At 44.5% G+C, this 25,873-nt stretch carries 24 protein-coding genes and 2 pseudogenes; 10 read left to right on the top strand and 16 right to left on the bottom strand.

Features of this window, described 5'->3' with window-relative positions; translation table 11 throughout:
* Positions 1 to 431 precede the first annotated feature (431 nt).
* Positions 432 to 1,142, top strand: a complete 711-nt coding sequence (locus tag H6F63_RS13290) for a cytochrome b/b6 domain-containing protein (protein WP_190638004.1) — start codon at positions 432 to 434, stop codon at positions 1,140 to 1,142.
* Positions 1,143 to 1,247: 105 nt separating this feature from the next.
* On the opposite strand, the gene H6F63_RS13285 is transcribed toward H6F63_RS13290, so the two are convergent.
* Positions 1,248 to 1,394, bottom strand: coding sequence for a hypothetical protein (locus H6F63_RS13285; RefSeq protein ID WP_190638002.1), 147 nt, complete (start codon positions 1,392 to 1,394; stop codon positions 1,248 to 1,250).
* 390 nt (positions 1,395 to 1,784) lie between these two features.
* Here H6F63_RS13285 and H6F63_RS13280 point away from each other — a divergent pair, with 390 nt between their 5' ends.
* Positions 1,785 to 3,908, top strand: coding sequence for a molybdopterin oxidoreductase family protein (locus H6F63_RS13280; protein WP_190638001.1), 2,124 nt, complete (start codon positions 1,785 to 1,787; stop codon positions 3,906 to 3,908).
* Between the two features lie 43 nt (positions 3,909 to 3,951).
* Here the strand turns inward: H6F63_RS13280 and H6F63_RS13275 are convergent, their stop codons facing one another.
* Both H6F63_RS13275 and H6F63_RS30515 read right to left on the bottom strand, forming a co-directional pair.
* Positions 3,952 to 4,617 carry a type 1 glutamine amidotransferase domain-containing protein gene (locus H6F63_RS13275; RefSeq protein WP_190638000.1) on the bottom strand — a complete coding sequence of 222 codons (666 nt, stop codon included), beginning with the start codon at positions 4,615 to 4,617 and terminating at the stop codon, positions 3,952 to 3,954.
* Positions 4,614 to 4,748 (bottom strand): hypothetical protein, encoded by a 135-nt coding sequence (locus H6F63_RS30515; protein WP_277876406.1) that lies wholly within the window; start codon positions 4,746 to 4,748, stop codon positions 4,614 to 4,616. Before H6F63_RS30515 ends, H6F63_RS13275 begins: the two co-directional genes overlap by 4 nt.
* 518 nt (positions 4,749 to 5,266) lie before the next feature.
* Between H6F63_RS30515 and H6F63_RS13270 the strand changes: the two are divergent.
* Positions 5,267 to 6,094 (top strand): annotated as a pseudogene (locus tag H6F63_RS13270) (Npun_R2479 family HD domain-containing metalloprotein); the annotation flags it as partial.
* 243 nt (positions 6,095 to 6,337) lie between these two features.
* Here H6F63_RS13270 and H6F63_RS13265 read toward each other — a convergent pair.
* From H6F63_RS13265 to H6F63_RS13230, 8 genes and pseudogenes are all read right to left on the bottom strand, one after another.
* The gene (locus H6F63_RS13265) at positions 6,338 to 7,336 is read right to left on the bottom strand and encodes a GTP-binding protein (protein ID WP_190637998.1); all 999 of its coding nucleotides are present in this window, start codon (positions 7,334 to 7,336) and stop codon (positions 6,338 to 6,340) included.
* Between the two features lie 22 nt (positions 7,337 to 7,358).
* Positions 7,359 to 7,578: pseudogene (locus H6F63_RS30040) on the bottom strand (hypothetical protein).
* A gap of 33 nt (positions 7,579 to 7,611) precedes the next feature.
* Positions 7,612 to 8,007: a DUF1636 domain-containing protein gene (locus H6F63_RS13255; RefSeq protein ID WP_190637996.1), complete on the bottom strand. Its 396-nt coding sequence runs from the start codon at positions 8,005 to 8,007 to the stop codon at positions 7,612 to 7,614.
* 384 nt (positions 8,008 to 8,391) lie between these two features.
* Positions 8,392 to 9,180: a phosphonate ABC transporter, permease protein PhnE gene (phnE, locus tag H6F63_RS13250; protein WP_190637994.1), complete on the bottom strand. Its 789-nt coding sequence runs from the start codon at positions 9,178 to 9,180 to the stop codon at positions 8,392 to 8,394.
* Between the two features lie 84 nt (positions 9,181 to 9,264).
* Entirely contained in the window at positions 9,265 to 9,981 is a 717-nt protein-coding gene (locus H6F63_RS13245) for a phosphonate ABC transporter ATP-binding protein (RefSeq protein WP_190637993.1), read from the bottom strand.
* 80 nt (positions 9,982 to 10,061) lie between these two features.
* Complete coding sequence (locus H6F63_RS13240) at positions 10,062 to 11,039, bottom strand: phosphate/phosphite/phosphonate ABC transporter substrate-binding protein (RefSeq protein WP_190441618.1); 978 nt, start codon at positions 11,037 to 11,039, stop codon at positions 10,062 to 10,064.
* A 311-nt stretch (positions 11,040 to 11,350) separates the two neighbouring features.
* Positions 11,351 to 12,592: a Rid family detoxifying hydrolase gene (locus tag H6F63_RS30990; protein ID WP_190637991.1), complete on the bottom strand. Its 1,242-nt coding sequence runs from the start codon at positions 12,590 to 12,592 to the stop codon at positions 11,351 to 11,353.
* A 244-nt stretch (positions 12,593 to 12,836) separates the two neighbouring features.
* Complete coding sequence (locus H6F63_RS13230) at positions 12,837 to 13,472, bottom strand: TetR/AcrR family transcriptional regulator (protein WP_190441615.1); 636 nt, start codon at positions 13,470 to 13,472, stop codon at positions 12,837 to 12,839.
* Between the two features lie 224 nt (positions 13,473 to 13,696).
* On the opposite strand from H6F63_RS13230, the gene H6F63_RS13225 reads away from it, so the two are divergent.
* Entirely contained in the window at positions 13,697 to 15,439 is a 1,743-nt protein-coding gene (locus tag H6F63_RS13225; RefSeq protein WP_242019748.1) for a pitrilysin family protein, read from the top strand.
* 43 nt (positions 15,440 to 15,482) lie between these two features.
* Positions 15,483 to 16,976 carry a pitrilysin family protein gene (locus tag H6F63_RS13220; RefSeq protein WP_190637989.1) on the top strand — a complete coding sequence of 498 codons (1,494 nt, stop codon included), beginning with the start codon at positions 15,483 to 15,485 and terminating at the stop codon, positions 16,974 to 16,976.
* Positions 16,977 to 17,177: 201 nt separating this feature from the next.
* Here H6F63_RS13220 and H6F63_RS13215 read toward each other — a convergent pair whose 3' ends face one another.
* Positions 17,178 to 17,360, bottom strand: coding sequence for a hypothetical protein (locus H6F63_RS13215; protein WP_190457275.1), 183 nt, complete (start codon positions 17,358 to 17,360; stop codon positions 17,178 to 17,180).
* Positions 17,361 to 17,439: 79 nt separating this feature from the next.
* Between H6F63_RS13215 and H6F63_RS30510 the strand changes: the two genes are divergently transcribed.
* The 3 genes from H6F63_RS30510 (at position 17,440) to H6F63_RS13205 (ending at position 18,370) form a co-directional block, all read left to right on the top strand.
* On the top strand, positions 17,440 to 17,574 hold the full coding sequence (locus tag H6F63_RS30510; protein WP_277876405.1) for a hypothetical protein: 135 nt from the start codon (positions 17,440 to 17,442) through the stop codon (positions 17,572 to 17,574).
* 89 nt (positions 17,575 to 17,663) lie between these two features.
* The gene (locus H6F63_RS13210) at positions 17,664 to 17,945 is read left to right on the top strand and encodes a type II toxin-antitoxin system Phd/YefM family antitoxin (RefSeq protein ID WP_190457273.1); all 282 of its coding nucleotides are present in this window, start codon (positions 17,664 to 17,666) and stop codon (positions 17,943 to 17,945) included.
* Positions 17,942 to 18,370: a type II toxin-antitoxin system VapC family toxin gene (locus H6F63_RS13205; protein ID WP_190637987.1), complete on the top strand. Its 429-nt coding sequence runs from the start codon at positions 17,942 to 17,944 to the stop codon at positions 18,368 to 18,370. The genes H6F63_RS13210 and H6F63_RS13205 overlap by 4 nt, the downstream gene beginning before the upstream one ends.
* Before the next feature lie 136 nt (positions 18,371 to 18,506).
* Here the strand turns inward: H6F63_RS13205 and H6F63_RS13200 are convergent, their stop codons facing one another.
* The 3 genes from H6F63_RS13200 to H6F63_RS13190 form a co-directional block, all read right to left on the bottom strand.
* Complete coding sequence (locus tag H6F63_RS13200; protein ID WP_190637985.1) at positions 18,507 to 19,274, bottom strand: DUF3825 domain-containing protein; 768 nt, start codon at positions 19,272 to 19,274, stop codon at positions 18,507 to 18,509.
* A 393-nt stretch (positions 19,275 to 19,667) separates the two neighbouring features.
* A complete protein-coding gene (locus H6F63_RS13195) occupies positions 19,668 to 20,480 on the bottom strand; it encodes a hypothetical protein (protein ID WP_190637984.1) in 813 nt (270 codons plus the stop codon).
* Positions 20,481 to 20,842: 362 nt separating this feature from the next.
* Positions 20,843 to 23,740 (bottom strand): zinc-dependent metalloprotease, encoded by a 2,898-nt coding sequence (locus tag H6F63_RS13190; RefSeq protein WP_199297997.1) that lies wholly within the window; start codon positions 23,738 to 23,740, stop codon positions 20,843 to 20,845.
* A 326-nt stretch (positions 23,741 to 24,066) separates the two neighbouring features.
* Here H6F63_RS13190 and H6F63_RS13185 point away from each other — a divergent pair, with 326 nt between their 5' ends.
* Positions 24,067 to 24,918, top strand: a complete 852-nt coding sequence (locus H6F63_RS13185; protein ID WP_190637983.1) for a hypothetical protein — start codon at positions 24,067 to 24,069, stop codon at positions 24,916 to 24,918.
* 245 nt (positions 24,919 to 25,163) lie between these two features.
* A complete protein-coding gene (locus H6F63_RS13180; RefSeq protein ID WP_190637982.1) occupies positions 25,164 to 25,496 on the top strand; it encodes a hypothetical protein in 333 nt (110 codons plus the stop codon).
* Positions 25,497 to 25,528: 32 nt separating this feature from the next.
* Here H6F63_RS13180 and H6F63_RS13175 read toward each other — a convergent pair whose 3' ends face one another.
* Positions 25,529 to 25,843 (bottom strand): hypothetical protein, encoded by a 315-nt coding sequence (locus H6F63_RS13175; RefSeq protein WP_190637981.1) that lies wholly within the window; start codon positions 25,841 to 25,843, stop codon positions 25,529 to 25,531.
* Between the last annotated feature and the right edge of the window lie 30 nt (positions 25,844 to 25,873).

Raw genomic sequence — 25,873 nt, 5'->3', positions numbered from 1 at the left:
CTTCTCCATCAATTTCTATCCACAATCACCAACTCCTCTCTCGGCTTGCAACTTCTCTCCTCAACCTACTTCAGGGTTTCTGAGTCTACAAATGCTTATCCCGAACTGAGGTTATTCATATGGAACTTCACACTACTCTCACTGATGATGATGAGACGATTGGCGATGTCGCGATCGCGCTGTCTAAAACTCTGCCAACTAGCCATCAAACCCCCATCTAAATTGATAGGTTATGAATTTTTTGATAGGGCGATATTCTATTTTAGGGTAAGGTAAGTTGAGGTAGGAAACCACCTGCAACTCTTTGAGAAGACTTGAAGAGGTTGTGAGTGAAGGGTTTAGAGGTTAAGGTATTGTCAGTAGGGCGATCGCAGGGTGAGACAATTAAATAAAGTCAAAGACGTAGGGAAGATTTCGATAACTTTCTGAATATGCCTGCAAAACTCTCTGGGCCATACCAACCTTTTCTTCTTCGTATTCTGCATGGCTTTACTGGTCTTTTCGTAATTGCCGCGATTTTGACCGCATTCTGGACATACGATGTCTACGACGGACGATGGGGCAGAATTCCCTTGCCTGAATTAAAGGAAATAGAAGGAATTCATGGCACGTTTGGGCTATATGCCTTACTGGTATTCCCTCTATTTGCTCTATACGCTTTTCATCGTGGAAACAAAAGACTTATCCAGCAAGATTTTGTGGCAAAACTTGGAAAGTTTGGTACACCTATATGGTGGTATACGCTGCATCGAGTAATTAACACGCTTGCTATATTGGCACTGACTTTTGCCGTTTTCTCCGGCAAGATGATGGATGAAAAGTGGCTACCAAAAGGAGAGCTTAATCATGGTTGGTATTATGCTCACCTCATTTCATGGGTGGTTATGGTTGTCTGCATCGCCTTGCATCTGTTAATGAGTGCCAAGGTAGGAGGAATTCCCCTTCTCTTGTCAATATTAAGCTACCAATTTCGCCCTAAAGATAGTCCCGCTTTGTGGCGAGAAAATATCCTTCAATGGTGGTATGGTTGGCGACCTACTTTGGCTAAAGAGTGGTTTAAACTGCCCTTTCCTCTCAAAGTTTTAGAAATTATTGTGTTGATGAGCATAACTGGTGCTTGGATTGTTTCACTTTTTAAGTAGTCTTGTTAGCCTACTGAATCCAGTTGTTTATGATCGCTTGATGGAGTTACTGATAACAAGTTTGAGCTTTTAACTTTGCACAGATGCTCCGATAGAGAAAGGTGGTTAAATGTATGGTGACGAGTTGAAGACTGCCAAATCTGCTTTTCTTTCTGGTACTACAAAGCTGTATCTAACGCAATAAATTGCACAAAGCGTCTGCACAGCCTCTAAAAATTCTGGCTCCATACCATAGTGGCTAAAAGTTGCCATAACTCCAGTTACTCTATCTTTAATCGCTAAGGGATATCCAGCAAACCCAGGAATATTATTAACTCTATTGAGGCGTAGAGTTAGACCTAGCTTTGTATCTGAAACTACGGAATTTTGGTTTTTTGATTGCCTAAAATTAACCTCATGAACCAGCTATGGTTCATGTCCCGATAAAATCTGTCCCTTTGAATAGCCACAATTTCCCCTCGCTCTCCCTTTGTGGGAGAGTGGCAGTTGTTGTGAAGGTATTTATTGTGGGTTGCAAACAAAAGATACCGCTCATAGTAATAACTAAAACACAATTAATTTTTATGTAACTTTTCTAACAGTTTTTCCGAGCAGCGATCGCTAAATATAAGACCACAATACTGTAATCAGAGGGGCAAAGTTATGGTCAGCACTGTGGGCGAGAAGACCGTTGTACTCGGCGCGTGTCCTCACGATTGTCCCGATACCTGTGCGATGCTCATAACAGTGGAGGATGGTCGAGCCACATCAGTAAGTGGCAACCCAGACCATCCTTTTACACGGGGTACTCTCTGTGGCAAAGTCAGCGACTACCTTGACCGAGTTTATAGCCCAGACCGAGTGCTTTACCCGATGCGACGGGTCGGCCCCAAAGGTAGCGGTCAATTTGAGCGTATCAGCTGGGACGCTGCCCTAGACGAGATTACCAGCCGCTTCCAAGAAATTATTGCCCAGTATGGAGCCGAGGCTATACTCCCATGCAGCTATCTGGGTCACGAAGGACTTCTCAACGGTTTGACTGTTGGCGATGCCTTCTTCAACAGGCTAGGTGCTTCCATCAGCGAACGCACCTTCTGCATTTCTGGAACTAGCACCGCTTGGCTGATGACTTATGGTGCAACGCACGGCACTGACCCAGACACCTTTTCCCACTCTAAATACATTATCCTGTGGGGTTGCAATGTACTCTCCACCAATGTGCATTTGTGGCCGTTTATCAAGGAAGCAAGACAAAATGGGGCCAAATTAGTTGTAATTGACCCAGTCCGGACAAAAACTGCAACGCAAGCAGATTGGCATATTCCGATTCGTCCTGGTACAGATGGTGCCTTTGCGCTAGGGCTGATGCACGTCATCATCAGCGAGAATTTAATTGATGCGGACTATGTAGAAAATTACACCGTTGGGTTTGCAGAACTTAAGGAAAGAGTTAGCGAATTTCCACCAGAACGAGTTGCTGAAATTACGGGTATTCCAGCGGAAGACATTGTGACTCTGGCTAGGGAATACGCTACAACCCAGCCATCAGTTATTCGTCTGGGAGTTGCGCTGGAGAAGCAAGCCGGAGGCGGCCAGGGGATACGGGCAATTTGCTGTTTGCCTGCGTTAGTAGGCGCGTGGAGGCACTTGGGGGGTGGTATGCTACAGGCTCCCATGTGGCCTTTCCCCATTCGCTGGGAAGTGGTGCATCGGCCTGAGTTTATCAAGCCGGGTACGCGAGTGGTTAATCAGTGGCAGATTGGTCAAACTTTAACTGGAGAACTGAATCCACCCATCAAGGCTTTGTTTGTCTACAACTGCAACCCAGTTACTCAAGCAGCTGAACAAGACAAAATCGTGGCAGGTTTGTCTCGCGAGGATTTGTTTACTGTCGTCAGCGAGCAGTTTCTGACAGATACCGCTGATTATGCAGATATTTTGCTGCCTGCGACTACTCAAGTTGAGAATTTGGATTTGATGTTTTCATGGGGACACACCTATGTAACTTTAAATATGCCAGCGATCGCGCCTTTAGGAGAAGCCATCCCAAATATCGAACTTTTCCGGCGCTTGGCAACTCGTATGGGGTTTGAGGAAGAGTGCTTTAAACTTAGCGATGAACAGATGGCAATGGAGGTTTTGGACTGGTCTGCACCTGCGCTAGAAGGGATTGATATGAATTTGCTGAAAACTAAAGGGTTTGCCAAGTTGAAAATCGACTTGGTTCCTCACGCCGCTGGAAACTTCCCTACCCCTTCCGGGAAATGCGAGTTCCTGTCATCTATGGCTGTGGACAGCAACTATGTTTTACCAGCATTTCGCCAAGGCTGTGAAGAATTTCAACCTGGAACGCCAGTAGACCCGTTGCCTACTTATACTCCGCAAAGGGAGTCACCGATTAGCAATCCGACGCTAAAAGAGCGTTATCCTCTAAGTTTGTTATCAGCTAAACCGCATCAGTTTATTAATTCCTGCTTCGCCAATTTGCCTAAGCACCGCAAACTACAGAGAGAACCAAGGGTAATTGTCCATCCATCCGATGCCGCGGCTCGTGGTATCGTCGAGGGGCAGTTAGTGAAAGTGTTCAACGACCGGGGAGCGTTTCAGGTTCCGGCTCATGTTAGCGACATTACGCGACCAGGTGTAGTAGTTGCGCCTCTAGGTTACTGGCGCAAGCTTTCTCACGCAGCGAATACTGTAAATGCGGCAACTTCATCTGCTTTTGCTGATTTGGGCCGAGTGGCGGCGGTGGGAGATTCTTTGGTTGAAGTTGTGAGTGTTAACTGAGTTGTTTAACTTTATGCTGTCTTAGCCTATCTGCTTAGGTAGTTCACGCAAGTGCTTCAATCACTGCCTTAGCTACACTAGCACTCGATTGGGGATTCTGACCTGTAATTAGCTTGCCATCTACAACTACATAGTCACTCCACATAGATGCCTTTTCAAACTTAGCTCCGAGTTCCTGCAACCGCGATTCGAGTAAGAAAGGCATCAATTGAGCTAACTTAACTTCCTCTTCTTCTTCGTTGGTAAAACCAGTGACTTTTCGCCCTTTTACAATCGGCGTACCATCTGATTGCGTTGCTTGCACAAATGCAGCAGGGCCATGACAAACCGCCGCTACCACCTTTTGAGCATCGAAAAACTGGCTGACCACCCGACCCACTTCAGGAATAGGTAAGTCGTACATTGTCCCATGTCCGCCAGGGAAAAAGACTGCATCGTAGTCGTCAATATTTACGCTATTCAATGGTTCCGTATACTGTAGAGCTTGCAGTGCATCACCATGAGCTTCAGCTGGCTCAGATGTAGACAAGCTACGGGGATCAATTGGTGCTATCCCGCCTAGAGGACTGGCAACTGTGACTGTATACGTGTGTTGACGAAACAATTGAAAAGGAATCACGAACTCTTCTAACCACAATCCTGTTGGATGGTCGGCATCAATTTGGTTGTGGCTGGTCACAATTATCAGAATATTTTTCTGGTCGCTCATAAAAGCTGCTCTTGATAGGGAGAAAGTCCGGTTGCTGTCAATTCTAAAGCCTTGACCTTCTTCTGGGCGTATGCCTGAGGAGTGTTAATTAAAACCAGGTACTTTTTTCTCTCTGGTGCGATGTCCATCACAAGCAAGCTACTGACTGCTAGTTCTCATCTCTGCCTACAAGTGGACGGGATTTTTAATAGCTCACCCTACATTTTTTAATATCAGTCTGTAACCTATATCACAAATATCGTCTTATTCTGTCACCATAAAGTTGCATTTATCATCACAACTATCAGCCAGTAATTATCACAACTTACCGATTGAAACGATCACACTATTTAGAGGGAGAAACGCGCGATATTAGAGAATAGTAGATTTATAGATTTTTGTGAGGTTAGCCTGATATTTTCTGAGGTTTTATGAAGGTTCTATTTTTTACATCAATTATTTAGCCTGATTCTTGTGAACTAATTTGAGGAAAGCTAAAAATCGATGAGTTTTTCTGGTTGCTTTCTTATGAACTAGGCATCAAGATTGTAATAAGGGTTTCCCTCTTAACTACTTGAATGAAAAGAATTACCCAATAGCCTATTTAAAAGATTGACAGCATAAGTGTGTATTTATTTCAAAAGCTACTAATGAAATCAGGGGAAGAGCAATGTTTAGTCTCACAAAGGCAATGATTGGTACTTGCGTTGAACGCCTCCAAGCTGGTTATCGCCAGACTTACGGAAATCTTAAACCCGATTATGTTGACCTGATTAGCTGGGTCGCAAATATGGCGCTGGAAAATATTGCTACTAGCAACGCCTTGTATCACAACGTTGAACACACTATCCTTGTGACTTTAGTAGGACAAGAAATTTTGCAAGGGAAGCACCAAAGTGAAGGAAGTGTTTCCTGTGAGGATTGGTTGCATACAATAATTTCTTTGCTGTGTCATGACATTGGCTATGTTAAGCGTGTCTGTCGTCAAGACCAACTTAATGAGAGGTTGTATGCTAAGGGAATAAAAGGTGAGATAATTTCTTTACCACTTGGTTCCACCGATGCAAGCCTAACTCCTTATCATGTAGACCGGGGGAAATTGTTTGTTGAGGAGTGTTTTTCGGGTCATCCACTGATTGATGTGGAAGTGATTAAGCACAACATTGAGTTGACCCGTTTCCCAGTTCCCCCTGATGAGGAACATCAAGATACTGTTAACTATCCCGGTCTAGTTCGCGCTGCTGATTTAATCGGTCAGCTTTCAGACCCGCAATACTTGCAAAAAATTACAGCACTGTTCTACGAGTTTGAAGAAACGGGTGTCAATAAAAATTTGGGCTACCATCATCCAGAGGACTTGCGTTTAGGTTTCCCAAACTTTTTCTGGAATGTTGTTTATCGTTATATACAACAAGGGGTACGCTACTTGGAGGTAACGCCCTCTGGTAGACAAATCATTACCAACCTAATGAAGAATGTGTCTGTAGTAGAGAATGAAATTCTTGGGAATACTCTCAAAGTACCAATGGAAAAGCCTTATATGACTTTCCCTAACTTGAAGAAAGTCTCTCGTGACACAATTGGGTATGAAGCTAATCAACTAGCAACTAACCAGGGGTCGGTTGCTATTAATAAATTAGTTTCCTCAAAAAGCGTGTTTGTGAATGCTAGGTAGAACTTACGCTTTAGTAAGCGCTGTTGTTGAATTTGAGAATGATAGGATTGAATAATCCCTTATTATTTACTCAAGGCAGTTTTTTAACTGCTGTTGAATTTGGGCTATGTTCAAGTTACGCCCAATAAATACCAGCTGATTGCTTTTCTGAGAAGACCACTTATCAGTTTTCAACTCAATTCGTTTGCCGCACAGTTGAAAGATGTGACGTAAACTGCTTTCCTTAAACCAGAGTAACCCTTTGGCGCGAAAGACATCATCGGGCAATTGGTCAGTTAAAAGGTATTGAAATTTCTCTAAGAGGAAAGGGCGATCGCTCTGAAAAGAAAATGACATAAAACCATCATTTTCTAAGTGGTGGGAATGATCGTGATGATGATGATGGTGGCTGGATTCCTCTTTAGCTGCATAAGATTCCGCTTGGGAAAATCCCACATCTAAAATTAGTGGCAAAGGAACTTGTCCGTAGGAGGTTCGCAAAACTCTCGCACCTACTTTCACTGTGCGAATGTATTCTTCTAATTCCTTGACTTTCTCTTCTGGAACCAAATCGGTTTTATTTAGCAGAATGATGTCACCATAAGAAACTTGATTGAGGGCGGCATCGCTTTCAAAATGCTCTGGTGTAAATGTTTCAACATCCACCAAAGTTAAGATAGAATCAATCCTGGTTAAATCCCGCAAATCTGTACTAATAAAGGTTAGGGCAATTGGTAATGGATCGGCGACTCCGGTTGTTTCAACAATTAAGTAGTCGATGCGATCGCTTCTTTCCATCACCTTGTGAACTGCATCGAGTAATCCATCGTTAATCGTGCAGCAAATACAGCCATTAGTTAATTCCATCATGGTTTCATCAATCGAAATCAACAACTGGCTGTCAATATTAATATCGCCAAACTCATTAACTAAAACTGCCACCTTCAAGTCTTGGCGATTTTGTAAAATATGGTTTAGCAGCGTTGTCTTGCCACTACCCAAGAAGCCTGTAATAATCGTTACAGGCATTCCCCGTTTAGGAATATCCAATATTGCGTCTGGTGTTGTTGCTGTGATATTTGTCATTGCTCTTTCTTTGTTAATTGAGCTAATCGGAGATTTGTAATTGATATTCCCAAGCCTTTTTCTGCATGGTTTGGAAAATGTTGTAAAAACCATTGGCGCGAGAAGGTGTCAGATGGAAATTCTTTTAGCCGCTTCGCGTACCAAATTAGTTGTTTATAGCGTCACTTGGGATCGGCTTGGCGCTAGAAGCGTTCTACAATTGGTGCTAGGAAATTTGGTAATGGGGAAGCGGTGGACGACATGATAGAGGCTTCTGATAATGGTTCTTATCATACTTAAAAACTAGCCTGAGTAGCCTGGGGTAAAGGCGGAATTCGAGCAAGAATGCCTTTTTTTAGTGCTTCTGGTCGTTCTTGTCGTGGGATGATACCTGTGGCACTGGTAAAGTATTGTTCGCTGAATTTGAGGATTTCTGCCGCACTCTCTAAAGGTGGTAAATCGCCAAACATGAGGGTAGCTTTATTGGGAGCAGAAAAGGCAATAGTACACGAGCGATCGCATCCACTTAGACACTCAACTTCTTGAATCGCAAACTCTGATTGCAAAGACCAATTTTCATACAAATCCGATAGCTGAGTCAGTAAATGATCGCCCCCAGTCTGGTTCATGTGTTTTCGTTCGGTTGACGAAAATGAACAGGATTTGCAAACAAATAAAACGTGTTCAGTCATGGGAATAATATTATTAGAGAAACTAAATTGGGTGGAATATAGTGTTTCTCAGTTGCGTGAAGTACATCAGAATAACCTAACCCCCAACCCCTTCCCTTATAGGGAAGGGGAGTAAGAATCAAAGCCTCTCTCTTTGTAGGAAAGAGCTTTGGAGAGAGGTCAGAGTTTACCTCATCCAACCGAGAACCGCTATATATCGCGGTTTTGACGTTATCGCCACCTTGGTAGGGACATGGGAATGTCCCTACAGGTGTATCGCACCCAACCCTCGAATTACTATAGACGATGCAGGAACGCGATCGCATATTTGTTGACAATGATTATCATTATACTACTAAACTGATTTCGGGCAGGGTGTTATACAGTTTCGAGTGCAATAGATTGCTACATTGCCTCTAGCCGTTGACGCAGCTTACTACTGAGGGCATCAATTGCGGTGACGACTACCAACAGCACCAACATCATCGTCGTTGCCTTGTTGTATTCAAAGCCACGGATGTAGTTAACCAACTCAAAACCAATGCCACCCGCACCAACGACACCCAACACCGAGGCGGCGCGAATATTATACTCAAACATATACAAGGTATAGCCCAATCCCAAAGGCATTACTTGTGGCAAAATTCCGTATTGGGCAATTTGCAGCCAAGAAGCACCAGCAACTTGCAAAGATTCGATAGAGCGTTGATCGACAGCTTCAATTGCTTCTTGATAAAATTTACCAAGATAGCCCACAGTGTAGATGCCTAATGCTAAAGTTCCGGCTGGTGCGCCTAGTCCAGTTGCGGCTACAAAAAGTAGCCCCAGAACAATTGAGGGAATAGAACGCACGGCATTTTGCAGAAAATTAGCCCAGAATCGTAACCAACCAGGTGCCAAATTTCGGGCGGAGAAAATCGCAACTGGCAAGGAAATAATTGCGCCAATAGTGGTTCCCCACAAAGACATTTGAATTGTCTCAATTAGCCTCTCAATCGCCACATCTAAAACGTCAAAATTGGGAGGCCATAAACGGGTTATAAAATCAGTTACGTAGGGCCAGCTATCCTTAAGGAGTGCTAAATCTACTTTTAAGCCTTGCAACGCCCAAGCATATACCAAAACAATAAGAATCAGTATAATTAGGCGATTAACCCAGGTGTAGCGTTTCCAGAAAGTCGCAAAGTTTTTCATAAATTTGTTTTTTAAACGCTCTATGTAGCAAAGGAAAGCGCAAAGGTACGCGAATACCTGTGCGATCCTTTGCGTTTAATTTCTTTATCTTGAAAATTGGGATGGTAAGTTTTCGCAGTCGCCATCGTGGACTATACGACCTGTATCAAGGACGATAGCTCGTTGGGCGTAGGCGGCGGCGATGCTCAAATCGTGCAGAACTACTACAATCGTCATCTGGCGATCGCGATGTAACTGGGCGAAGGTTTGCATCACTTGTCGGGAAGCCATGATATCCAACCCAGCGATGGGTTCGTCTGCTAAGAGGATTTGTGGGGATTGGATGAGGGCGCGGGCGATCGCTACCCGTTGTTGCTGTCCGCCGCTGAGTTGACCAGTTTTTTGATAAGCCTGATCTTGCAACCCCAACTGACTCAAGAGTTCTAAAGCTTGACGGCGATCGCGTGGCTTAAATCCCCACAAGCTTTGCCAAGTTGACAACGTTCCCAAACGTCCCACAAGCACGTTTTCCAAGGCGGTGAGTTGTCGAATCAGCCCTCCGCCTTGAAAAATCATGCCTACGTCTCGCCGAATTCTAGGCAAGGTGCGGGGAGTCACCGCTACACCGTTGATGCGAATCTCTCCCCGCTGCACTGGAACTAGCCCAACTAGCGATCGCAACAGTGTGGACTTTCCCGCCCCATTGAGTCCTAGCAAAGCGACAAATTCACCCTGCCCAATCTTGCAATTAATCCGGTTTAGAATCGGACGATTCAAAGATGCTGCATAGGGCGTTTCTAAGTCTTGGCATTCAATGGTCATTGCAGGATTGCTAATTGCTAATTGCTAATTGCTAGTTGCTAATTGCTAATTGCTATCAACTATTAGCAATTAACAAATTTCTATGGTTCAAATCCAGCACGACTTAGAGCTTCGCGCATTGGTTGTAAATGCTGATTGCCGTTAACTCTAACTAATTCAGTAGAGTTATACAGGTTTTTTAGCAGTTGATTATTCGCTGGCTGATTCAACTTCAGCATGGCGTTGATGATTCTTTCCCGCATGGGGTTTGGTACGTCATCATCAATGGCGACACCGTGAGCAGGTACGCCAGAAATTCCATGAAGAACCCGCAGTTTTTTGGCTTCTTCTGCGGTGATATATGGGGGGAAAAGGGCGTATTCTGAGACTGCGGCTACATCTGCCTGACCTCTCAGAACAGCTTGCAAAGCTCCGCTGTAGTTGTTACCGTATGAGATTTGCCCGAAGAAATTGTTTAAGCGATCGCGATTCGGCACCAATCTCTGTCTTACCATCTCACCGACTGGGAAAATAAATCCAGATCCAGAGGTGGGGGAAGTGAAAGCCATTTTTTTGCCGCGCAGTTGTTCCAGCGTCTGCTTAGCTGTTGCTTGGCTTTTCAGCGGGCTATTAACGGGTACTACAAAAACGGATCTATAAGTGTGTCTTCCAGAATAATTTGGACGCACCTCGGCTAGGTACAATCTGGCATTTGCCAACTGCTGAGCTTTCAAAGCGGGACGACTGCTTAAGAAGGCAACATCAGCTTTGTTGGCTCTCAAGGCTTCCACAGCAGATGTATCATCAGCAACAAATGCGTCAACTGGCATTCCCAGCTCTCTTGACAAAAACTGCGCTACAGCATTTGCCTTGTTTTGTAAATCTGCGGTATCTCCTCGTCCGGGGAAAGCAACTGTCAAACGCCTAACACGAGCTTGAGCAATGGGACTTTGCACTTGGTTGTTGGCGGAGTTGTCTGCCAACGCCTGTGGCATTTTTGCAACCGTGTTGATAGCCAAACCTGCCAGTGCTACCGCTACAGCACCTGCACCAAGTAAAATGTTCTTCTTCACAATTATTTTGAACGCTCCGTTGAAAAAAAAAGACTATGCCACTGTTTATAGAGAAATAGTGGCAACAAGCACTTAGTAAAGTCTTAAACGTTTGACAGCAAAAGTCAATAACTTTTAGGAAAAAAAGTCAATAAGATTAAATATATTATTATGGTGCGATCGCTAAAAGATACCCACAGTATACGTATCCCACAGATCGCCCGCAGGCTAAAGCCTCGATGCTCCAAAAACTAAGTCCGCCTTGGCGGACTTAAAAAAGCAAAAGCCTGGGTCAGGAGGCTTTGTTTATGTAGCGCCACCCTTTAGGGCCGCACCATTTAAATCACGGCAATACAGTCAATTTCTACCAGTACATCTTTGGGGAGACGAGCTACTTCTACGCAAGCACGGGCGGGAGCTGTTTCGGCATCAAAATATTTACCATAAACCGCATTCATCGCGGCAAAATCATTCATATCTTTGAGAAAAACGGTGGTTTTTACCACATTTTGCCAATTAGCACCCCCAGCAGTCAGAATAGCTTCAAGATGAGCCATTACCTGTTCTGTTTGTTTAGCTACATCGTCGGTGTAGACAATATCGCCTATTCTGGGGTCGATGGCAATTTGACCAGCGACGAAGATCATTTGACCAGAAGCAGCGATCGCTTGATTATACGGCCCGACTGGTGCTGGTGCGTTTTCTGTACGAATTACTTTGCGAATCATTGCTATTTGTGTTGGTAACGATGTTTCCTGTTTGCGGCGTTCTGTATCGGAGGCTTCCGGCTTGTATATTTCTCCATCGGGCATTATCGCGCCCGTGAAGTCCGCACCCTTGATGCTTGCTCCATAAAGGTTTGCATCAGTCAAATCTGCTTTTTTCAGGTTGGCTCCATTCAGGTTTGCCCCCATGAAATTTGATCCTTGCAGACCTGCTCTCTCTAAATTTATCCCTCGCAGACAGGCTTTTCTAAACTGTATGTTTGTCAGTTCTGCTGCGCCCAAATCTACCTCAGCAAAATTCATACCTGACAAATTATAGCTGGGCAACTTGACACCCCGGAGCTTGGCTCCCTGGAGATTGGCATCTTGGATGTTAACACCAGCTAATTCTGCCCGACTTAAGTCAGCTTCAGCTAAGTTTGCACCCGTTAGCCTCGCACTACTCAAGTTTGCTCTAACAAGGTTGGCTTGACTTAAAGAGGCTTTAGTTAGGTTGGCACCATTTAGTTGAGCATCACTTAGGTTTGCATTGTCTAGGTTGGCATTATTAAAGTTAACACCAATCAAGTTTGCCTTACTGAGGTTGGCACCGCTGAGTTCTGCCAAACCCAAATTTACTGAAGAAGCTTGCACCCCACTCAGATTTGCTCCAATTAAGGATACTCTGCTAAATTTTGCGCCAGTGAGGTTGGCATTAGCCAAGTTTGTCTGATTTAACTCAGCTCCGGTCAAATCTGCATTCTGTAGGTCTATACCACTTAGGTTTGCACCTGGGAGCTGTATCCCACTTAGTTTTGCTCCTTGAAAGTTCCGTTCGCGTTGGGCGTATCTTTTTAGAAGTTCTTCAGCGTCCATTGTTGGTTTAGCGATCGCCTTTACATTCTTGCATCAGTCTACCCCTTTGTTTCAGTACCGCCTTGGAATTTGTTCCAAGTCTAATAGCCCAAATCACAATAAGCCCTGGCGATTAGAAATCGCGGCTTCACAAACTAAGTCCGCCTGCGCGGACTCAAGACAAATCAAAAGTTTTGAAACCCGCGCAGGCGGGTTTTGTCTGTATAGACGCGGTTTCAACCGCCCAGTTAATGGCAGGGTGAATTTATTTCGCCAACACACCATTGAGAAAAATATCAGCCAAACCTTCAGCCATTTCCTGCATTGCTTTAGGAGAAGAACTACCCCCCATCAGCGTATCTTGGCTAAAACCTGCAATTGTGAACATTCCTAAGAAAACTTGGGCGACAATTCGGGGATTTGTGCGACGATAGATCCCTTTATCCATTGCTGTTTGAAAAAAAGCTTCAGCAACGTCGGTCATCTTGACAATAACTTCAACTTGGATGCGATCGCGTAACTCTGGATGAAACTGCGCCTCCGTAAAACAAACCCGCAGCATATCTGCATTTTCATGCAAATTCATCATCCGGCGGTGCATCACTTGCGCCACAGCTTTATAGCTGCCCATTTCGCTCAATTCTGTCAACAAATCCGTGAGAATTTCCACCCAGCCTTGCGTCGCCACCTCAATCAAAATGGCTTTTTTAGTCGGAAAATGACGAAACAGCGTACCTTCGGCAACCCCAGCGGCGGCGGCGAGATCGCGAGTCGTTGTCCCCTCATATCCCTGACGGGCAAACAACCGCTGGGCTGCGCTCAAAATCTTGGTGTGCGTATCGTCCTCTGTACGAGCAACTTGCTTGGTCGCCCCTACGGATTTCCGGTTAAAAATTCCCATATTGAGAAGAATTAGATTAATGGATTGCCACTTACACGTTAATGCTATTGTGCAATGCACAGTTGCGCGATCGCTCAAAGCTTCACACATTGTTAACAGCACGCAATCCACGTTAAAGTCAATATCTTGGAATTAGCGCTGCTTGATTTTTGTACCGTATGAGCCAGTTTTGTCGATTCCTGTTTATCCCAATCCCAAAAACCGAGCAACTATTACGGGAGGCTATGAAACCAGTCCCCAAATGGTCAACAAAACGCCACTGTTCGGCTCTTTTGGCATTTTTGCTAGTTTTTCTCCTCTCGTGGGGAATGCTCCCAGAGGCGGCTGTGGCTCGTACCCAGACACCTCCCAATACTTCAAGGGATACCTCTCCCCCAGCCCCTCTCCTTGCAGGAGAGGGGAGTAATTCTCCCCCAGCCCCTCTCCTTGCAGGAGAGGGGAGTAATTCTCCCCCCTTCCCTGCGAGGGAAGGGGGGCTAGGGGGGTTAGGTCAGCTTGATCCGAAAAGTACCCAGACACCTCCATCTACTGCTCAATCTATCCAGCCCTACCTAGATCGCGTCATCGAGAAGGTGACTGAATTTAAGCTGGATAATGGTCTGAAGTTTATTGTGCTGGAACGGCACGAAGCGCCTGTAGTTTCGTTTTTCACCTACGCTGATGTCGGCGGTGCTAACGAACCCGATGGTCAAACAGGCGTGGCTCACTTTCTAGAGCATTTGGCTTTTAAGGGAACTACGCGCATCGGAACGCGAAATTACCAGCAAGAAAAGCCGCTTTTAGACCGCTTGGATGAGTTGGCTAAACAAATTCGGGCAGCCAAAGCGGCTAAAAAAGAGGCAGAGGTAGCATCTTTGGAAGCTGAGTTTGCCAAAGTTGAGGCTGAGGCTACTAAATTTGCCAAGCAAAATGAGCTGGGTCAAATTGTAGAGCAAGCTGGAGGCGTGGGGCTGAATGCAGCAACGTCTACAGATGCCACAATGTACTTCTTCAGCTTTCCGGCTAACAAGCTGGAACTCTGGATGTCGCTGGAGTCGGAGCGGTTTTTAGATCCAGTTTTTCGGGAGTTTTATAAAGAGCAGCAGGTAATTCTGGAAGAACGACGGCTGCGGACTGATAATTCTCCGATTGGTCAAATGATTGAAGCTTTTATTGACAAAGCTTTCAAAGTGCATCCTTATCGTCGTCCGGTGATTGGCTACAACGAAGATATCCGCAATCTCACCCGCGAGGATGTGCAGAAGTTTTTCGATACCTACTACGTCCCCAATAATTTGACAATCGGGATTGTGGGAGATGTTGACCCAGCGGAAGTTAAACGGCTGGCTCAGACTTACTTTGGTCGCTACAAGGCTGCGCCTGCACCGCCGAAGTTAACAGCGGTGGAACCAAAGCAAACCCAAGCGCAGGAAGTGACTTTGCGGCTACCATCTCAGCCTTGGTATCTGGAAGGTTATCATCGTCCAGCAATGAGTCATCCTGATAATGCGATTTATGAAATTATCGGTCGTTTGCTGAGCGATGGGCGCACATCTCGCCTGTATAGGTCTTTGGTAGAAGAGCAGCAAGTGGCTCTGGCGGCTCAGGGTTTCAGTGGCTTTCCGGGGGATAAGTACCCGAATTTGATGCTGTTCTACGCGCTTACAGCTCCCGGTCATACGGTTGATGAGGTGCAGCAGTCTTTGAGTAAGGAGATTGAGCGGCTTAAATCGGAACCTGTTTCAGCTAAAGAGTTGGAGAGGGTGAAGACTCAGGCTAGAGCTGAGTTGTTGCGATCGCTCGATTCTAATATGGGCATGGCTACTTCTCTGGTGGAGTATGAGGTGAAGACTGGTTCTTGGCGAAATCTGTTTAAGCAGCTAGATGCGATCGCTTCTGTGACACCTGGAGATATTCAGCGGGTGGCGCGGGAAACTTTCCAGTCGGAAAATCGCACTGTTGGGCGCATTTTGCCTAAAGAGGGATAAACCGCAGAGACACTGAGAGTGCAGAGGAAGAGGAAAAATTAGTATGCAGTGGTTTGGGCATTTGAGGGGTAAGGAAGGAAGAAGGAAGCATTATTTCGTGTTTCTTTTTTCTTTTGCTTTTTTACTTTTTTCTTTTTTGTTGCCAGCTGTGGCGGACACGGCGCGGCATTACACTGAGTTGAAGTTTTCGCCTGTACCAGAAGTTAAGGTGCCGGAATATACGCGGTATCAGATGGACAATGGGATGATTGTTTATTTGATGCAGGATCGGGAGCTTCCTTTGGTTAGCGGTACGGCATTGATTCGCACAGGCGATCGCTTGGAACCTGGTGAGAAGATCGGTTTAGCTGGTTTGGTCGGGGAAGTATTGCGAACTGGGGGAACTGCGAAGCACTCTGGTAATGAGTTAAATGAGCTGTTAGAACAAAGAGCAGCTTCTGTGGAAACTAGCATTAATACTACTGTTGGTTCTGCTAACTTTAGTTCCCTCAGTGAAGACTTGAATGAGGTGTTTAGTCTATTCGCTGAGGTGATTAAAGAGCCAGTTTTCGCCCAAGAAAAGCTGGCTTTAGCTAAGACTCAGCGGCGTGGTGAAATTGCCCGTCGCAATGACGATCCTGGTGATATTGCTTCTCGCGAATTTCAGAAGTTAATCTACGGCGATAGTAGTCCTTATGCGCGAACTGTTGAGTATCAGACTCTGGATAATATCACCCGCGAGGATTTGGTAAGTTTCTACCAGAAATATTTCTTACCCAGCAATGTGATTCTGGGTATTGTGGGGGATTTTGATAAGTCTGCGATGCGCCAGTTGATTGAGGAAAAGTTTGGCAACTGGAAGCCGTCGGGAGTTAAACAGGAACCACCAATACCAAGTGCATCTCAAGCGAAGAAAGGCGGGATTTTTATGGTGAATCAGCCGCAGCTGACCCAGAGTAATGTTCTCATGGGTCATCTGGGCGGTCAGCTGAATAGTCCTGATTTTGCAGCGCTGGAAGTTCTCAATGGGGTATTAAATGGTTTTGGGGGACGGCTGTTTAACGAAGTGCGATCGCGTCAAGGTTTAGCATACTCGGTCTACGGTTATTGGAGTCCCCAATTTGACTATCCTGGTACGTTTCTGGCTGGCGGACAAACTCGTTCTGATGCGACTGTGCCTTTCATTAAGGGCGTTTTAGCTGAAATTGAACGCATCCGCACGTCTTCAGTTACTCCAGCAGAACTTGCTTATGCCAAAGAATCAGAACTCAATTCTTTTGTCTTCAAGTTCCAAGATCCCAGCCAAACTCTATCGCGATTGATGCGATACGAATATTACGGCTACCCGCCAGATTTTATCTTCCGCTATCGGAAAGCTTTGGAAGCAACAACGATTGAGGATGTGCAGCGGGTTGCCCAAAAATACCTCCAGCCAGAGAACATTGTGACTCTGGTAGTTGGAAATGCTACCGAAATTAATCCGCCTCTGACAAGTCTTACACCAAATGTCACGTCGGTAGATATTTCGATTCCAACGCCAAAGAGCAGTAACCGTTGAGTTGAGAAGCATAAATGCAGAATTCAGAAGAAATATTTTGCCTTCTGAATTCTGCATTCTAGAAATACTCCCAATACTTTGGGGTTAACTATAAAAATATAGCGCCTACTTCAGAAGTAGACGCTTTCAACAGAGGAATTTTTAACTCAGTGCGATCGCTTTGTTACAACCGACAACAATATGCAATCGGCAATTGATGCACTAAATTATTGAATCTTCCCGACTGATCTGACGCTCAATGGTTTCAATCGCAGCATTAAGCCCTGCCAATCTTGCCTCTAGATCGTTTCGCATCGATTTCAGGAATCGAAGTTTGCGTTCCTGATAGGCTTTACTGGAAACAGGTTCAGATCCCCAGCAGGTACTACCCCAAAACGGAAACATAGCGTTCATCCTTAAGAGAAATGTAAATATACTTCTATCTTGACCAAATTTTTTAGCAGTGGGGGTAGCTGGGAGTGCAGTGATTACCGTATCTCCAACCAAAAAGAGCGCCATCTCATTTGCGATCGCACGTAACCCCAGGTCAGCGAAAGAATGCGATCGCTCAATCTATGATGTCTCTCGCGGCATTCCACTTTGGTTGAAAGGGCATTGATTGAGTTGAATCATTGATGCCTATTTAATCTACATCTTAAAGACTAAAATATAGCCATAAACATAGCCATTTAGCTGGAAAACCAAACGATGTCTGACCAGTATTCAATTGCCCAAGCCCGCGATCGCTTTGCTGAAATTATTCACGATGCAGAAAATGGTAAGTCTGTTCAGATTATGCGACAAGGCAAGCCTGTAGCTGTCGTGTTATCGCTTGACGAATATCAACGCCTAACCTCCCAGAAGGTAGGATTTGGTGGGGATTTAGCCCAATTTCGTCAGAAGTACCAGATCCAGAAATTGGATATCGATCTGGATGCAGTATTCAACGATGTTCGCGATCGCTCCCCAGGTCGAGAGGTCAGCTTTTGAGCAATCCTCAATTTTTATTGGATACCAACATCTTGTCCGAACCTTTGCGTCCAATCCCAAACCCTCGCGTGATGGAGTTGTTGGTTATGTATAGCGGTTTGACTGCAACAGCTACGGTTGTATTTCATGAGATGCTCTATGGCTGCTATCGTCTACCTAATTCTCGAAAACGTCAAGCCATAGAAGCTTATCTTAGAGAAGAAGTTGAAGCGAAGTTGCTACTTTTGCCTTACAGCACAGAAGCCGCCAAATGGCACGCTTTTGAGAGAGCAAGATTAGTTGGGTTAGGCAAAACTCCATCTTATGTTGACACCCAGATTGCAGCGATCGCTGTTGTCAATAATCTTGTTTTGGTTACAAATAACGAGGCAGATTATGCTGATTTTCAGGGAATTCAGATAGAGAACTGGTTTGTGAACTTGTGACGTTTACATTAACTTATTGAACATACGAATCTGATAAATTGAGATCGCATCTAAACCAAAGAGAGGAAAAGAATGCGATCGCTTAATCTGTGGCGTGTTTCGGTACATTCCTGTTTGGTTGAAAGGGCGTTCAATATTAAGGCTGGAGCCAGTCACGGTCGGGTCTAGTCAGTTGGCGTGCATTATTGTACGCCATGTCAAGAGTAAGGCAAGTTGAAGCACGGTAAAAGGTTGAGTGCTTCTCAACAACTAATGCCAAATCAGCTCGGCTAGGATTGCTAAGGCAAAGAGGTAGTAATAACTGAATTTGACCCCTGTAATACTGCGGAATTGCAGTTTTATAGCTACGACGAACTCTGTCTTTTACGTTGTTGATGGCTCCCGAAAGGGAGGTCTGTAACTCATAGTTGTTCCTTGATTTATATGCCTCTGGGAAACGCTCTTTATTCTCTTCAATCATGTGTTCGACGTTGACCCGTATATCTTTGCGTGTATCGAAGACTAAGCAGGAAGGGTCGTCGAAGTAGTGTGCTAAGTCTGGAAGTTCTGGAAATATATTTAACTCCCATCGACCTCGGCGAAACCATCCTTTGAAATACCAGGATTGTGCATCAGATTTGCGATTAACTTCAAATGAAGCATAGATAGGCTCTTGATTTTGCGTCACAAGACCTGTGTTAAAACAGCAATACTGACCATCATCAGAGAGAGCTAACTTTCGCTCTTCAGCAAGTCGTCGGTAGGTATATCGGATATAGTTGTAAAGGATTGGGAGAGAATATTCACTAAAGGTGTAATGATAGCTCCAGTCTTCCGGCTCTGCCTCTTGGGCAAGTTCCTCAAGACTACCAGCAATATCAGGTATGAAAGCAAAGTCAAAAAAGTTTTCAGGCCAAATACTCATACAGCTTTTGATAACTAGAAAATCTTGTAGCACCAGTTGTAACACGAAAGAAACTTGCGAATTCTGTCATAATTCATAAGCTAGGAAACTTCTGGATATAAGTTCTAGCTTCTAATATCTTTGACTGAAATCCCAAATTTTAGACACTCAACGGTTGCATCGCCTCTTTAACCGATCACGTGCATCAGCCGACTGATGCACGTGATCGCGCCAGCGTTCAGCTTTAAAGTAGTTGTCTTTTTGCACTTGTTTGATAACTTGCTTGAAGTGCAACTGCACAACCCAAACGTCGCTTAAGAAGCGCTTTTCTTGCTTCATCTTATCGAAGAAACTGGCGACTTTGGGATGTGACAGATTACTTTCTGTTATAGCGATCGCATTGTCATTACCTTTTTAATTTTGCGCCTGCTGAAACGCTTCTATATTTTCCTTTCCCCCAGGAAGGTCAGAGCCGACGACATAAAAATCTTGTGGATAAATCCAGTGCGTACCTAGAGGGCCATGAATTTGAATTCCGGTCATGACGGCGTAGTTAAAGACGGATTGATCCAGAGTATTTAAGAGAGTTTCGACATCGTGGGAAATAATTTTAGATGCCAATTTTGTAACTTCTATCAAATCGGGTTTGTCGCCATAGGTAAGGGATGAAAGAATTTTCTGCCGGATAATTGTTTGTTCAATATCCTGCATATCCATTTCTAGTTTCAGATGACCAGATGCCAATTCTTTGACAACTGTTTCTAATGCTCCGCAGGCGTGGGAAACTTTTTGAACGCCATCTCGATAAACCTTACCAATCTCGCCATGTCTAGAAATAGCGATATGGGGCATAGCATAGAAGGTAAAACGACGGATACCATCAACGATAGGGGTATGGTCAGTTGCAGCGGCTAACCCAGTTTTCCCCATCATGACGAACCCGGCTAAGCTGCAACAATTAAAAGTTTTCCCCCAGTATCGAATTACTTCAATAAATAGGGGTTCGGCGACTTCATCCCGACAAATTGCTATCATTCCCATCGTGTTTTCGTCACAAAAACCGTAGGAACTCAAGCTTTGGAAAGTCTTTCTCATGTACTTGCTCATGGGGACTGCCCCTGGAAAGTGAGTTTGCAGCGTTTCATGAAATGCTGGAAACACGTTAGGGTCATATCCATTAAGCGTTTGGGGGATAGTTTCGCCAAGCTGATTGACGTGATGGGTCATCTCCTAACTTCTCCTAAAGAGCTTGCGAAATCCGTCATTGAGTAGCTTAAACTTAACTTCGCACCCGTCCTTGAGGAATCGGGCAATATTATTGGTTTTAACACTAGATGAGTGAGAAAGCTCCTGCCCTTGGCGTTAAAAAAGTGGACGAAGCCCCCTGATATCAAATGATACCCATAATAAAAGAAACCCAAGAAAGCTCTGCGGCTCTGGCTCCCCGGTGGGCTTGCTCTGTTGGGGTTGAGAGTGGGTTTCTTTGTATTGTGAGCAATTAGATGGATTTGATGTGGCAAACCCCTCCTGAAGAGCGATCGCTTGCAGACTTCAAATGCCCCAGCTGATGCGATCGCGTCTTATCTGGCTTACTTCGATTCCAATCGCGCGGTTAAGGCTTTGTCGATGCGATCGCGTGTTTCTGCTAAATGGGCTTTCGTATAGGTATCGAGTTTGTCTTGCTTCCTCAGCGAAGCATCTAGCGATTTTCTCAGTTGTCGCAGTTCGTACCATGCTAGGGTACGAGCATCTTCTGGCACAGGAGAAGTCCGCAACACCATTTCTAGCAAAATCTCCAAATGTTCGCGCTGCAAGGAACGGCGCAGGCTGGAAATATTCTCCGGTTTACCATCTTGTACCTCTGTCCAAATACTATTTTGCAGAGTTTCAAACAGTTCCGGTAACGTCAGTGCTTCTCCCGGCTTCGATTTCAGTTCAATATCGCGCAGACGATTTAGGCGATCGCTACCTAAAAGACTTTGCAACACTCGACTTTGCTGCGACAGCAAGTTTTCATGAATTGGATAATCCAGTCGCAAAATCGGGATCGGATTTCCCCAGTGTCTCCAGCGCGACGGCGCTAACTGATTCAGCAGTTGCGGCGAAAAATTGAAAGCGTCTGCTGCAAATACATATTTCCCTATATTTGTCAATGCTTCACGTTGTTTTTCTAACGGCACGGGTGTAAACGGCAAACGTCCGTTAGGAGTCCCGGCACGATCGCGACTGAACGACTGACCGCCGACGTATTGCGCTAACAGATTCGCGTTGTTGAAATAGTAGTTAAGTACGGTGTTGAACAACACCCGCATTTCTGTATAGTCACCACTGGACGGAGAACGCTTATTCAAACGCTCCCACATGGTACGGGCGTTGTCCATCTGCCACTGCGAGTAAAGTAGCACGTTGCCGCTTAAATCCCAAAGATTTGCACCCGGATCGAGATCCAAGATATCTTCATCGGTAGCATAAGCATATTCCGGTTTCGACGATTGTCCGGCAATTTGGTCTAGAAACCGTCTCTCGGCTATAGAACTGATTGCCCCGCTGGGTTTATAACCATACTCAATTGCCCATTCATCGTAAGGGCCAATATTAGCCGGGTAATAGTCCCCTTGCTTGGTGCCTTGGGGGGCAAGGTTTACCGGAACGTAGTCCATCACGGAACTAACCATTCCTCTAGTGCGGGTAATTTCTGTATTGTTTAATTCCTCCGGCCCATTTAAAGTGCTGCCGTGGAAGTTGTGCCGCAACCCTAGAGTGTGTCCGACTTCGTGGGCGATGAGGTGACGCAAATATTGATTCACATACTCTTTCATCTTGTTGCTTGTGGGCGAGACATTGTGAAAAAGGGATAATGCGATCGCTCCCATCGCTGTCTGCATTGTAGATTCCATCCCATAGCAGATATCCTGGTCTTGCAGAAGTTGCAAGAATTTGGAATTGCGACTTGCGTCTCGCCTGCCCAAATTACTTCCCTCTCCCTGTACAGGCGAGGACGTGAGGTTACATAAATTTCCTTGTCCCAACAACCCCATTTCCTGCGACTGCGTAGGTTCTATTAAATTGCGATATCTTTGCTTAATAGAGCGCAGCATATTAGCATCCACAATGATATCTGCGTCTAAGATTTCTCCAGTCAGGGGGTTAACCCGTGATGGGCCTCTGGCAGAAAATCCATCCAAAGAATTGATCCAGCGAATCGTGTTGTAACGCACATCACCCGGACTCCAGGTGGCATTATCAGGCATCTGCCGCACTTCAATCGCATCCTTAAATCCTGCTTTCTCAAAAGCTTTGTTCCACATTAGAATGCCTTCGCGGACAGCATCGCGGTATTCCAACGGTACAGTATTCTCAATCCAGAAAACTATCGGTTTCTTGGGTGGAGAAAGGGGTGCTTTTGGGTCTTGCTTTTCCAGATGCCAGCGATGAATATAACGAACAAAGGGTTCTCTAAAGTTGTCGTTAGAAAAGTCTTTGTAAGCTGTGATAAAGTAGCCAATTCTGTCGTCAGCTAAACGGGGAATATAGCCGTTATTTTCTGGTAGCTGAGACAAACTGTAATGTACTTTGATGCTGAGCGCACGGCTATCAGCTAAGGTGTCTAAATTGGGCGGTAGATCCTGGCTATTCGCAGACGAGAAGCCGTAAATTGAAGAAACTTCTATATTTAAGGGGAAGGCTTTCACTGTGTCAAAAGACGACTTGCTGCTGTCGAGTCGGTAGGGACTGCCCAAAAATTCCTTTAAAATTGGGGTTAACCCAGGCAAATCTGCAAGTAGTAAGTCACTCAGATCGATGAGTAGAGTTTTGCGTTGCGGGTGGGTGCTTTTGATGTCTAGGGAGTAGAGGACGGAATCGCTAAATGCTCGATCTAGCGATCGCTCTTGCGGATCGCCGGGAGTGGTGCGAAAATTCACATTGCGAATAACAAACTGTAAATTATTGTTTACGTGACGAAAGTAGAATAAAAAATCATTCAGCGGTAGTCCGCTGTAAATCCCTCGTTCACCAATACCGGATTCCATCGTCACAGTTCCAAGGAAGTTTTTATTTAGCTGTTCCGGCTTGATTTCTAGATAAACTTTTCCTTTTTCCTTGTTGCGGTAAAGGGTGAACATCCCCTCTAACTTCTCGGTATCTTTTACGATTTCATCGAACCCCGATGAAGCTGGCTTTTTGGGGTCTTTGGGTTTTGACCCTGTCTGACGAGTCTCTGGCTTGTTGATATCTTTAAGAAGTCGCAACTGCTTGTTGGTATCTTTAACTATCCATAAGTAGGGTTGCTGTTCTGGCTGTTGTTGCCTATCCTTGATTACCCATACGTAGGAATTGGGAATCAAGTCAGAAGGCTGAGTCTTGGGGACGCGATCGCCTAACGAAACCTCCATAGGTAACGGCTGCGCGGCTAGCTGTGGCTCAGCAAACAATAATCCTTGTAGAGCAAATATAAATACTGGCAATCTTCTCATCTTCTCGGTCATCTAATTACGGCTATTAATTTACACAATCTTCAAACTCTTTTTCCGCATACTTACTTTAGCTTTACATTAAATCTCTTACTATGGCATTAGTATGATTACTTAAATATTTTACCTCTGGTGTTACTGGCTATATTGCATTAGCAATTTCTGCACCAGTCCTTTTACATTGACACAATTTAATTTCGATAATATAACTTACATCTGCTCTTAAAACTGTTCATCTGAAGCGATGGCAGTCTTTTGCTTATACCGCTGTTTTTCAAGGCTGCACCTGCAAGCTTAGGCTGCTTATAATACCTCAATATCTGAAATTAAAGGAGAAAACTATGCTATTAAACCGCAGCATTGTCAAACAATTCTTGCTGTTCTTTACACCTTTAGTAACTGGCTTAAGCGTCGCCGTCTCGCCTAGTTTAGCTGCTACTCTTGCCTTTTCCAGGGGGACGTTAGTCATTAATAACTACAGCCAAAATCCTGACATTGCTAAGACTTGCACTGATACTGATACTCTGACAAATGCAAAACATGGTTCAGTGGATGCTTTTGCTGATGCTGAAGCAATTTTTTCAGACGAGCCACTTTTTTCGTTTAATACATCTGTAAGCGAATCTTCTGGAACAGGTAGAATCTACAGAGGTAATGCCAAAAGTCAGGCGGGAATTGTTGAGGAATTTTTGATAAGAAAGAATCAATCTTTCTCTTTTGATTTTATCGCCTCTTTGATTTTATTAACTTCAACTGATAATTCTCCCAGCGAGGTTGCACGGGCTGATGGAAAACTATCTTTTTCCTTGTTCGATATCACGAACCGTAAGCAGCCTGTACTCTTAGATTCTTTTAGCATCTTGGCTGGTCTAAGAAATTTATCGGATGAGTTTTTTAGTATCCAAAAAAGCCAATACGTCAGCTTTGATTTAGAGGATAAGGTTCTGGATAATAGTTTAGAAGGAGAAAAACTTCTTAGTGGTTCTGTTGTGGGTAACTATTCGCGTAATTTCGCTAACAAAACCCGTTTAAAGTTAATAGGAAACCAGCTAAATTATGCCGAAGTTAAAACTCCTGAACCATCAGGCACTCTAGCTTTAAGTTGCGTCGGGTTGCTAAGTATGATGGGAATTAGGTCAAAACGGAGAAAGCAAGTTTCTGAAAGAGATGCTTTGCGATCGCAGGCTAATTAAACTCACGCAACTCACAGCCTGTCAATGTTTCAGCGGTTATAATTCATTTTTAGGGTTTTAATTATCATTTTCTAAAAAAATTATAACCATTGCCTATGGAGGGAACAGCAGGGAAGACATCATTTTCGCGGTTCATTGAGCCTGGTAACGAAGATTAAGAATTTGAAGCTCCCCATTGCCCTTGAATGATGCAAATATCAGTTTAAATAGAGATAGAAATTTCGATACGGCGTTGGGTTACAAGCATGAGAGTGTGGCTGGTTAGTTTTGTGGTGCTGTTTGGCTTGGCAGAAATGTACCAGTGGGCAAAACAGTTTACGCTGCCGTTACCCGTGTATATTTTGGGTGGAGCATTTTTAGCGATCGCATCCAACTTAGACAAACGCGGTCTCCTTCCCTTCCAGCAGACAGAGGACGCTACACTGACTGCAATTAAAAACGAAACACCGCCAGTGGTATCTCCCGTCAATAGCCAATCTCAGCAAAATCCAACCACGCGATCGCGTCAATCAGTTTCTTTCAAAATTGAGAAGACAGCCAGAGATGCCATAAAAAGCAGCCGCCAGTCAACAAAGTGATTACTTCTCGATTAGTATAATTTTAAAATTTACTACCATCCTGAGAACACCCATAAAAAGCAGCCACCATTCAACAAAGCGGTGATAACTGCACCGATAATCACCCCTTTCATCAATCCCCACCGTCCTTGCAATTGCAGCCAAATAACAAGTGGAATTACATACAAAGTTTGGAATAAGCCAATGTAAAAAACTGAAATCAACCAAATTGGTTCAATAATACTTGATCCACCAGATTTTCTCGTTTTGTATGTAATTAATGCCAATATAGCAATTACTGCAATATGTATTACCAATAGTAGTAAGAAACCTAAAACTATCTGTAAACCTTCATTTCTTGCTCGCATTTGCTTTTATTTAAAATAGTGTTTGTTTCT

Origin of the sequence: Trichocoleus sp. FACHB-40 (genome assembly GCF_014695915.1) — a bacterium.
GTDB lineage: Bacteria > Cyanobacteriota > Cyanobacteriia > Cyanobacteriales > FACHB-T130 > Funiculus > Funiculus sociatus.
Note: the sequence above shows the minus strand (reverse complement) of the source record. Positions and strands in the feature narration are given on the sequence as shown.

Excerpts from the sequence above, each read along its gene's own strand:
- H6F63_RS13290 (WP_190638004.1), top strand. The coding sequence starts at position 432 with ATGCCTGCAAAACTCTCTGGGCCATACCAACCTTTTCTTCTTCGTATT.
- H6F63_RS13285 (WP_190638002.1), bottom strand. The coding sequence starts at position 1,394 with ATGGCAACTTTTAGCCACTATGGTATGGAGCCAGAATTTTTAGAGGCT.
- H6F63_RS13280 (WP_190638001.1), top strand. The coding sequence starts at position 1,785 with ATGGTCAGCACTGTGGGCGAGAAGACCGTTGTACTCGGCGCGTGTCCT.
- H6F63_RS13275 (WP_190638000.1), bottom strand. The coding sequence starts at position 4,617 with ATGAGCGACCAGAAAAATATTCTGATAATTGTGACCAGCCACAACCAA.
- H6F63_RS13265 (WP_190637998.1), bottom strand. The coding sequence starts at position 7,336 with ATGACAAATATCACAGCAACAACACCAGACGCAATATTGGATATTCCT.
- H6F63_RS13255 (WP_190637996.1), bottom strand. The coding sequence starts at position 8,007 with ATGACTGAACACGTTTTATTTGTTTGCAAATCCTGTTCATTTTCGTCA.
- phnE (WP_190637994.1), bottom strand. The coding sequence starts at position 9,180 with ATGAAAAACTTTGCGACTTTCTGGAAACGCTACACCTGGGTTAATCGC.
- H6F63_RS13245 (WP_190637993.1), bottom strand. The coding sequence starts at position 9,981 with ATGACCATTGAATGCCAAGACTTAGAAACGCCCTATGCAGCATCTTTG.
- H6F63_RS30990 (WP_190637991.1), bottom strand. The coding sequence starts at position 12,592 with ATGGACGCTGAAGAACTTCTAAAAAGATACGCCCAACGCGAACGGAAC.
- H6F63_RS13230 (WP_190441615.1), bottom strand. The coding sequence starts at position 13,472 with ATGGGAATTTTTAACCGGAAATCCGTAGGGGCGACCAAGCAAGTTGCT.
- H6F63_RS13225 (WP_242019748.1), top strand. The coding sequence starts at position 13,697 with ATGAAACCAGTCCCCAAATGGTCAACAAAACGCCACTGTTCGGCTCTT.
- H6F63_RS13220 (WP_190637989.1), top strand. The coding sequence starts at position 15,483 with ATGCAGTGGTTTGGGCATTTGAGGGGTAAGGAAGGAAGAAGGAAGCAT.
- H6F63_RS13215 (WP_190457275.1), bottom strand. The coding sequence starts at position 17,360 with ATGTTTCCGTTTTGGGGTAGTACCTGCTGGGGATCTGAACCTGTTTCC.
- H6F63_RS13210 (WP_190457273.1), top strand. The coding sequence starts at position 17,664 with ATGTCTGACCAGTATTCAATTGCCCAAGCCCGCGATCGCTTTGCTGAA.
- H6F63_RS13200 (WP_190637985.1), bottom strand. The coding sequence starts at position 19,274 with ATGAGTATTTGGCCTGAAAACTTTTTTGACTTTGCTTTCATACCTGAT.
- H6F63_RS13195 (WP_190637984.1), bottom strand. The coding sequence starts at position 20,480 with ATGACCCATCACGTCAATCAGCTTGGCGAAACTATCCCCCAAACGCTT.
- H6F63_RS13190 (WP_199297997.1), bottom strand. The coding sequence starts at position 23,740 with ATGACCGAGAAGATGAGAAGATTGCCAGTATTTATATTTGCTCTACAA.
- H6F63_RS13185 (WP_190637983.1), top strand. The coding sequence starts at position 24,067 with ATGCTATTAAACCGCAGCATTGTCAAACAATTCTTGCTGTTCTTTACA.
- H6F63_RS13180 (WP_190637982.1), top strand. The coding sequence starts at position 25,164 with ATGAGAGTGTGGCTGGTTAGTTTTGTGGTGCTGTTTGGCTTGGCAGAA.
- H6F63_RS13175 (WP_190637981.1), bottom strand. The coding sequence starts at position 25,843 with ATGCGAGCAAGAAATGAAGGTTTACAGATAGTTTTAGGTTTCTTACTA.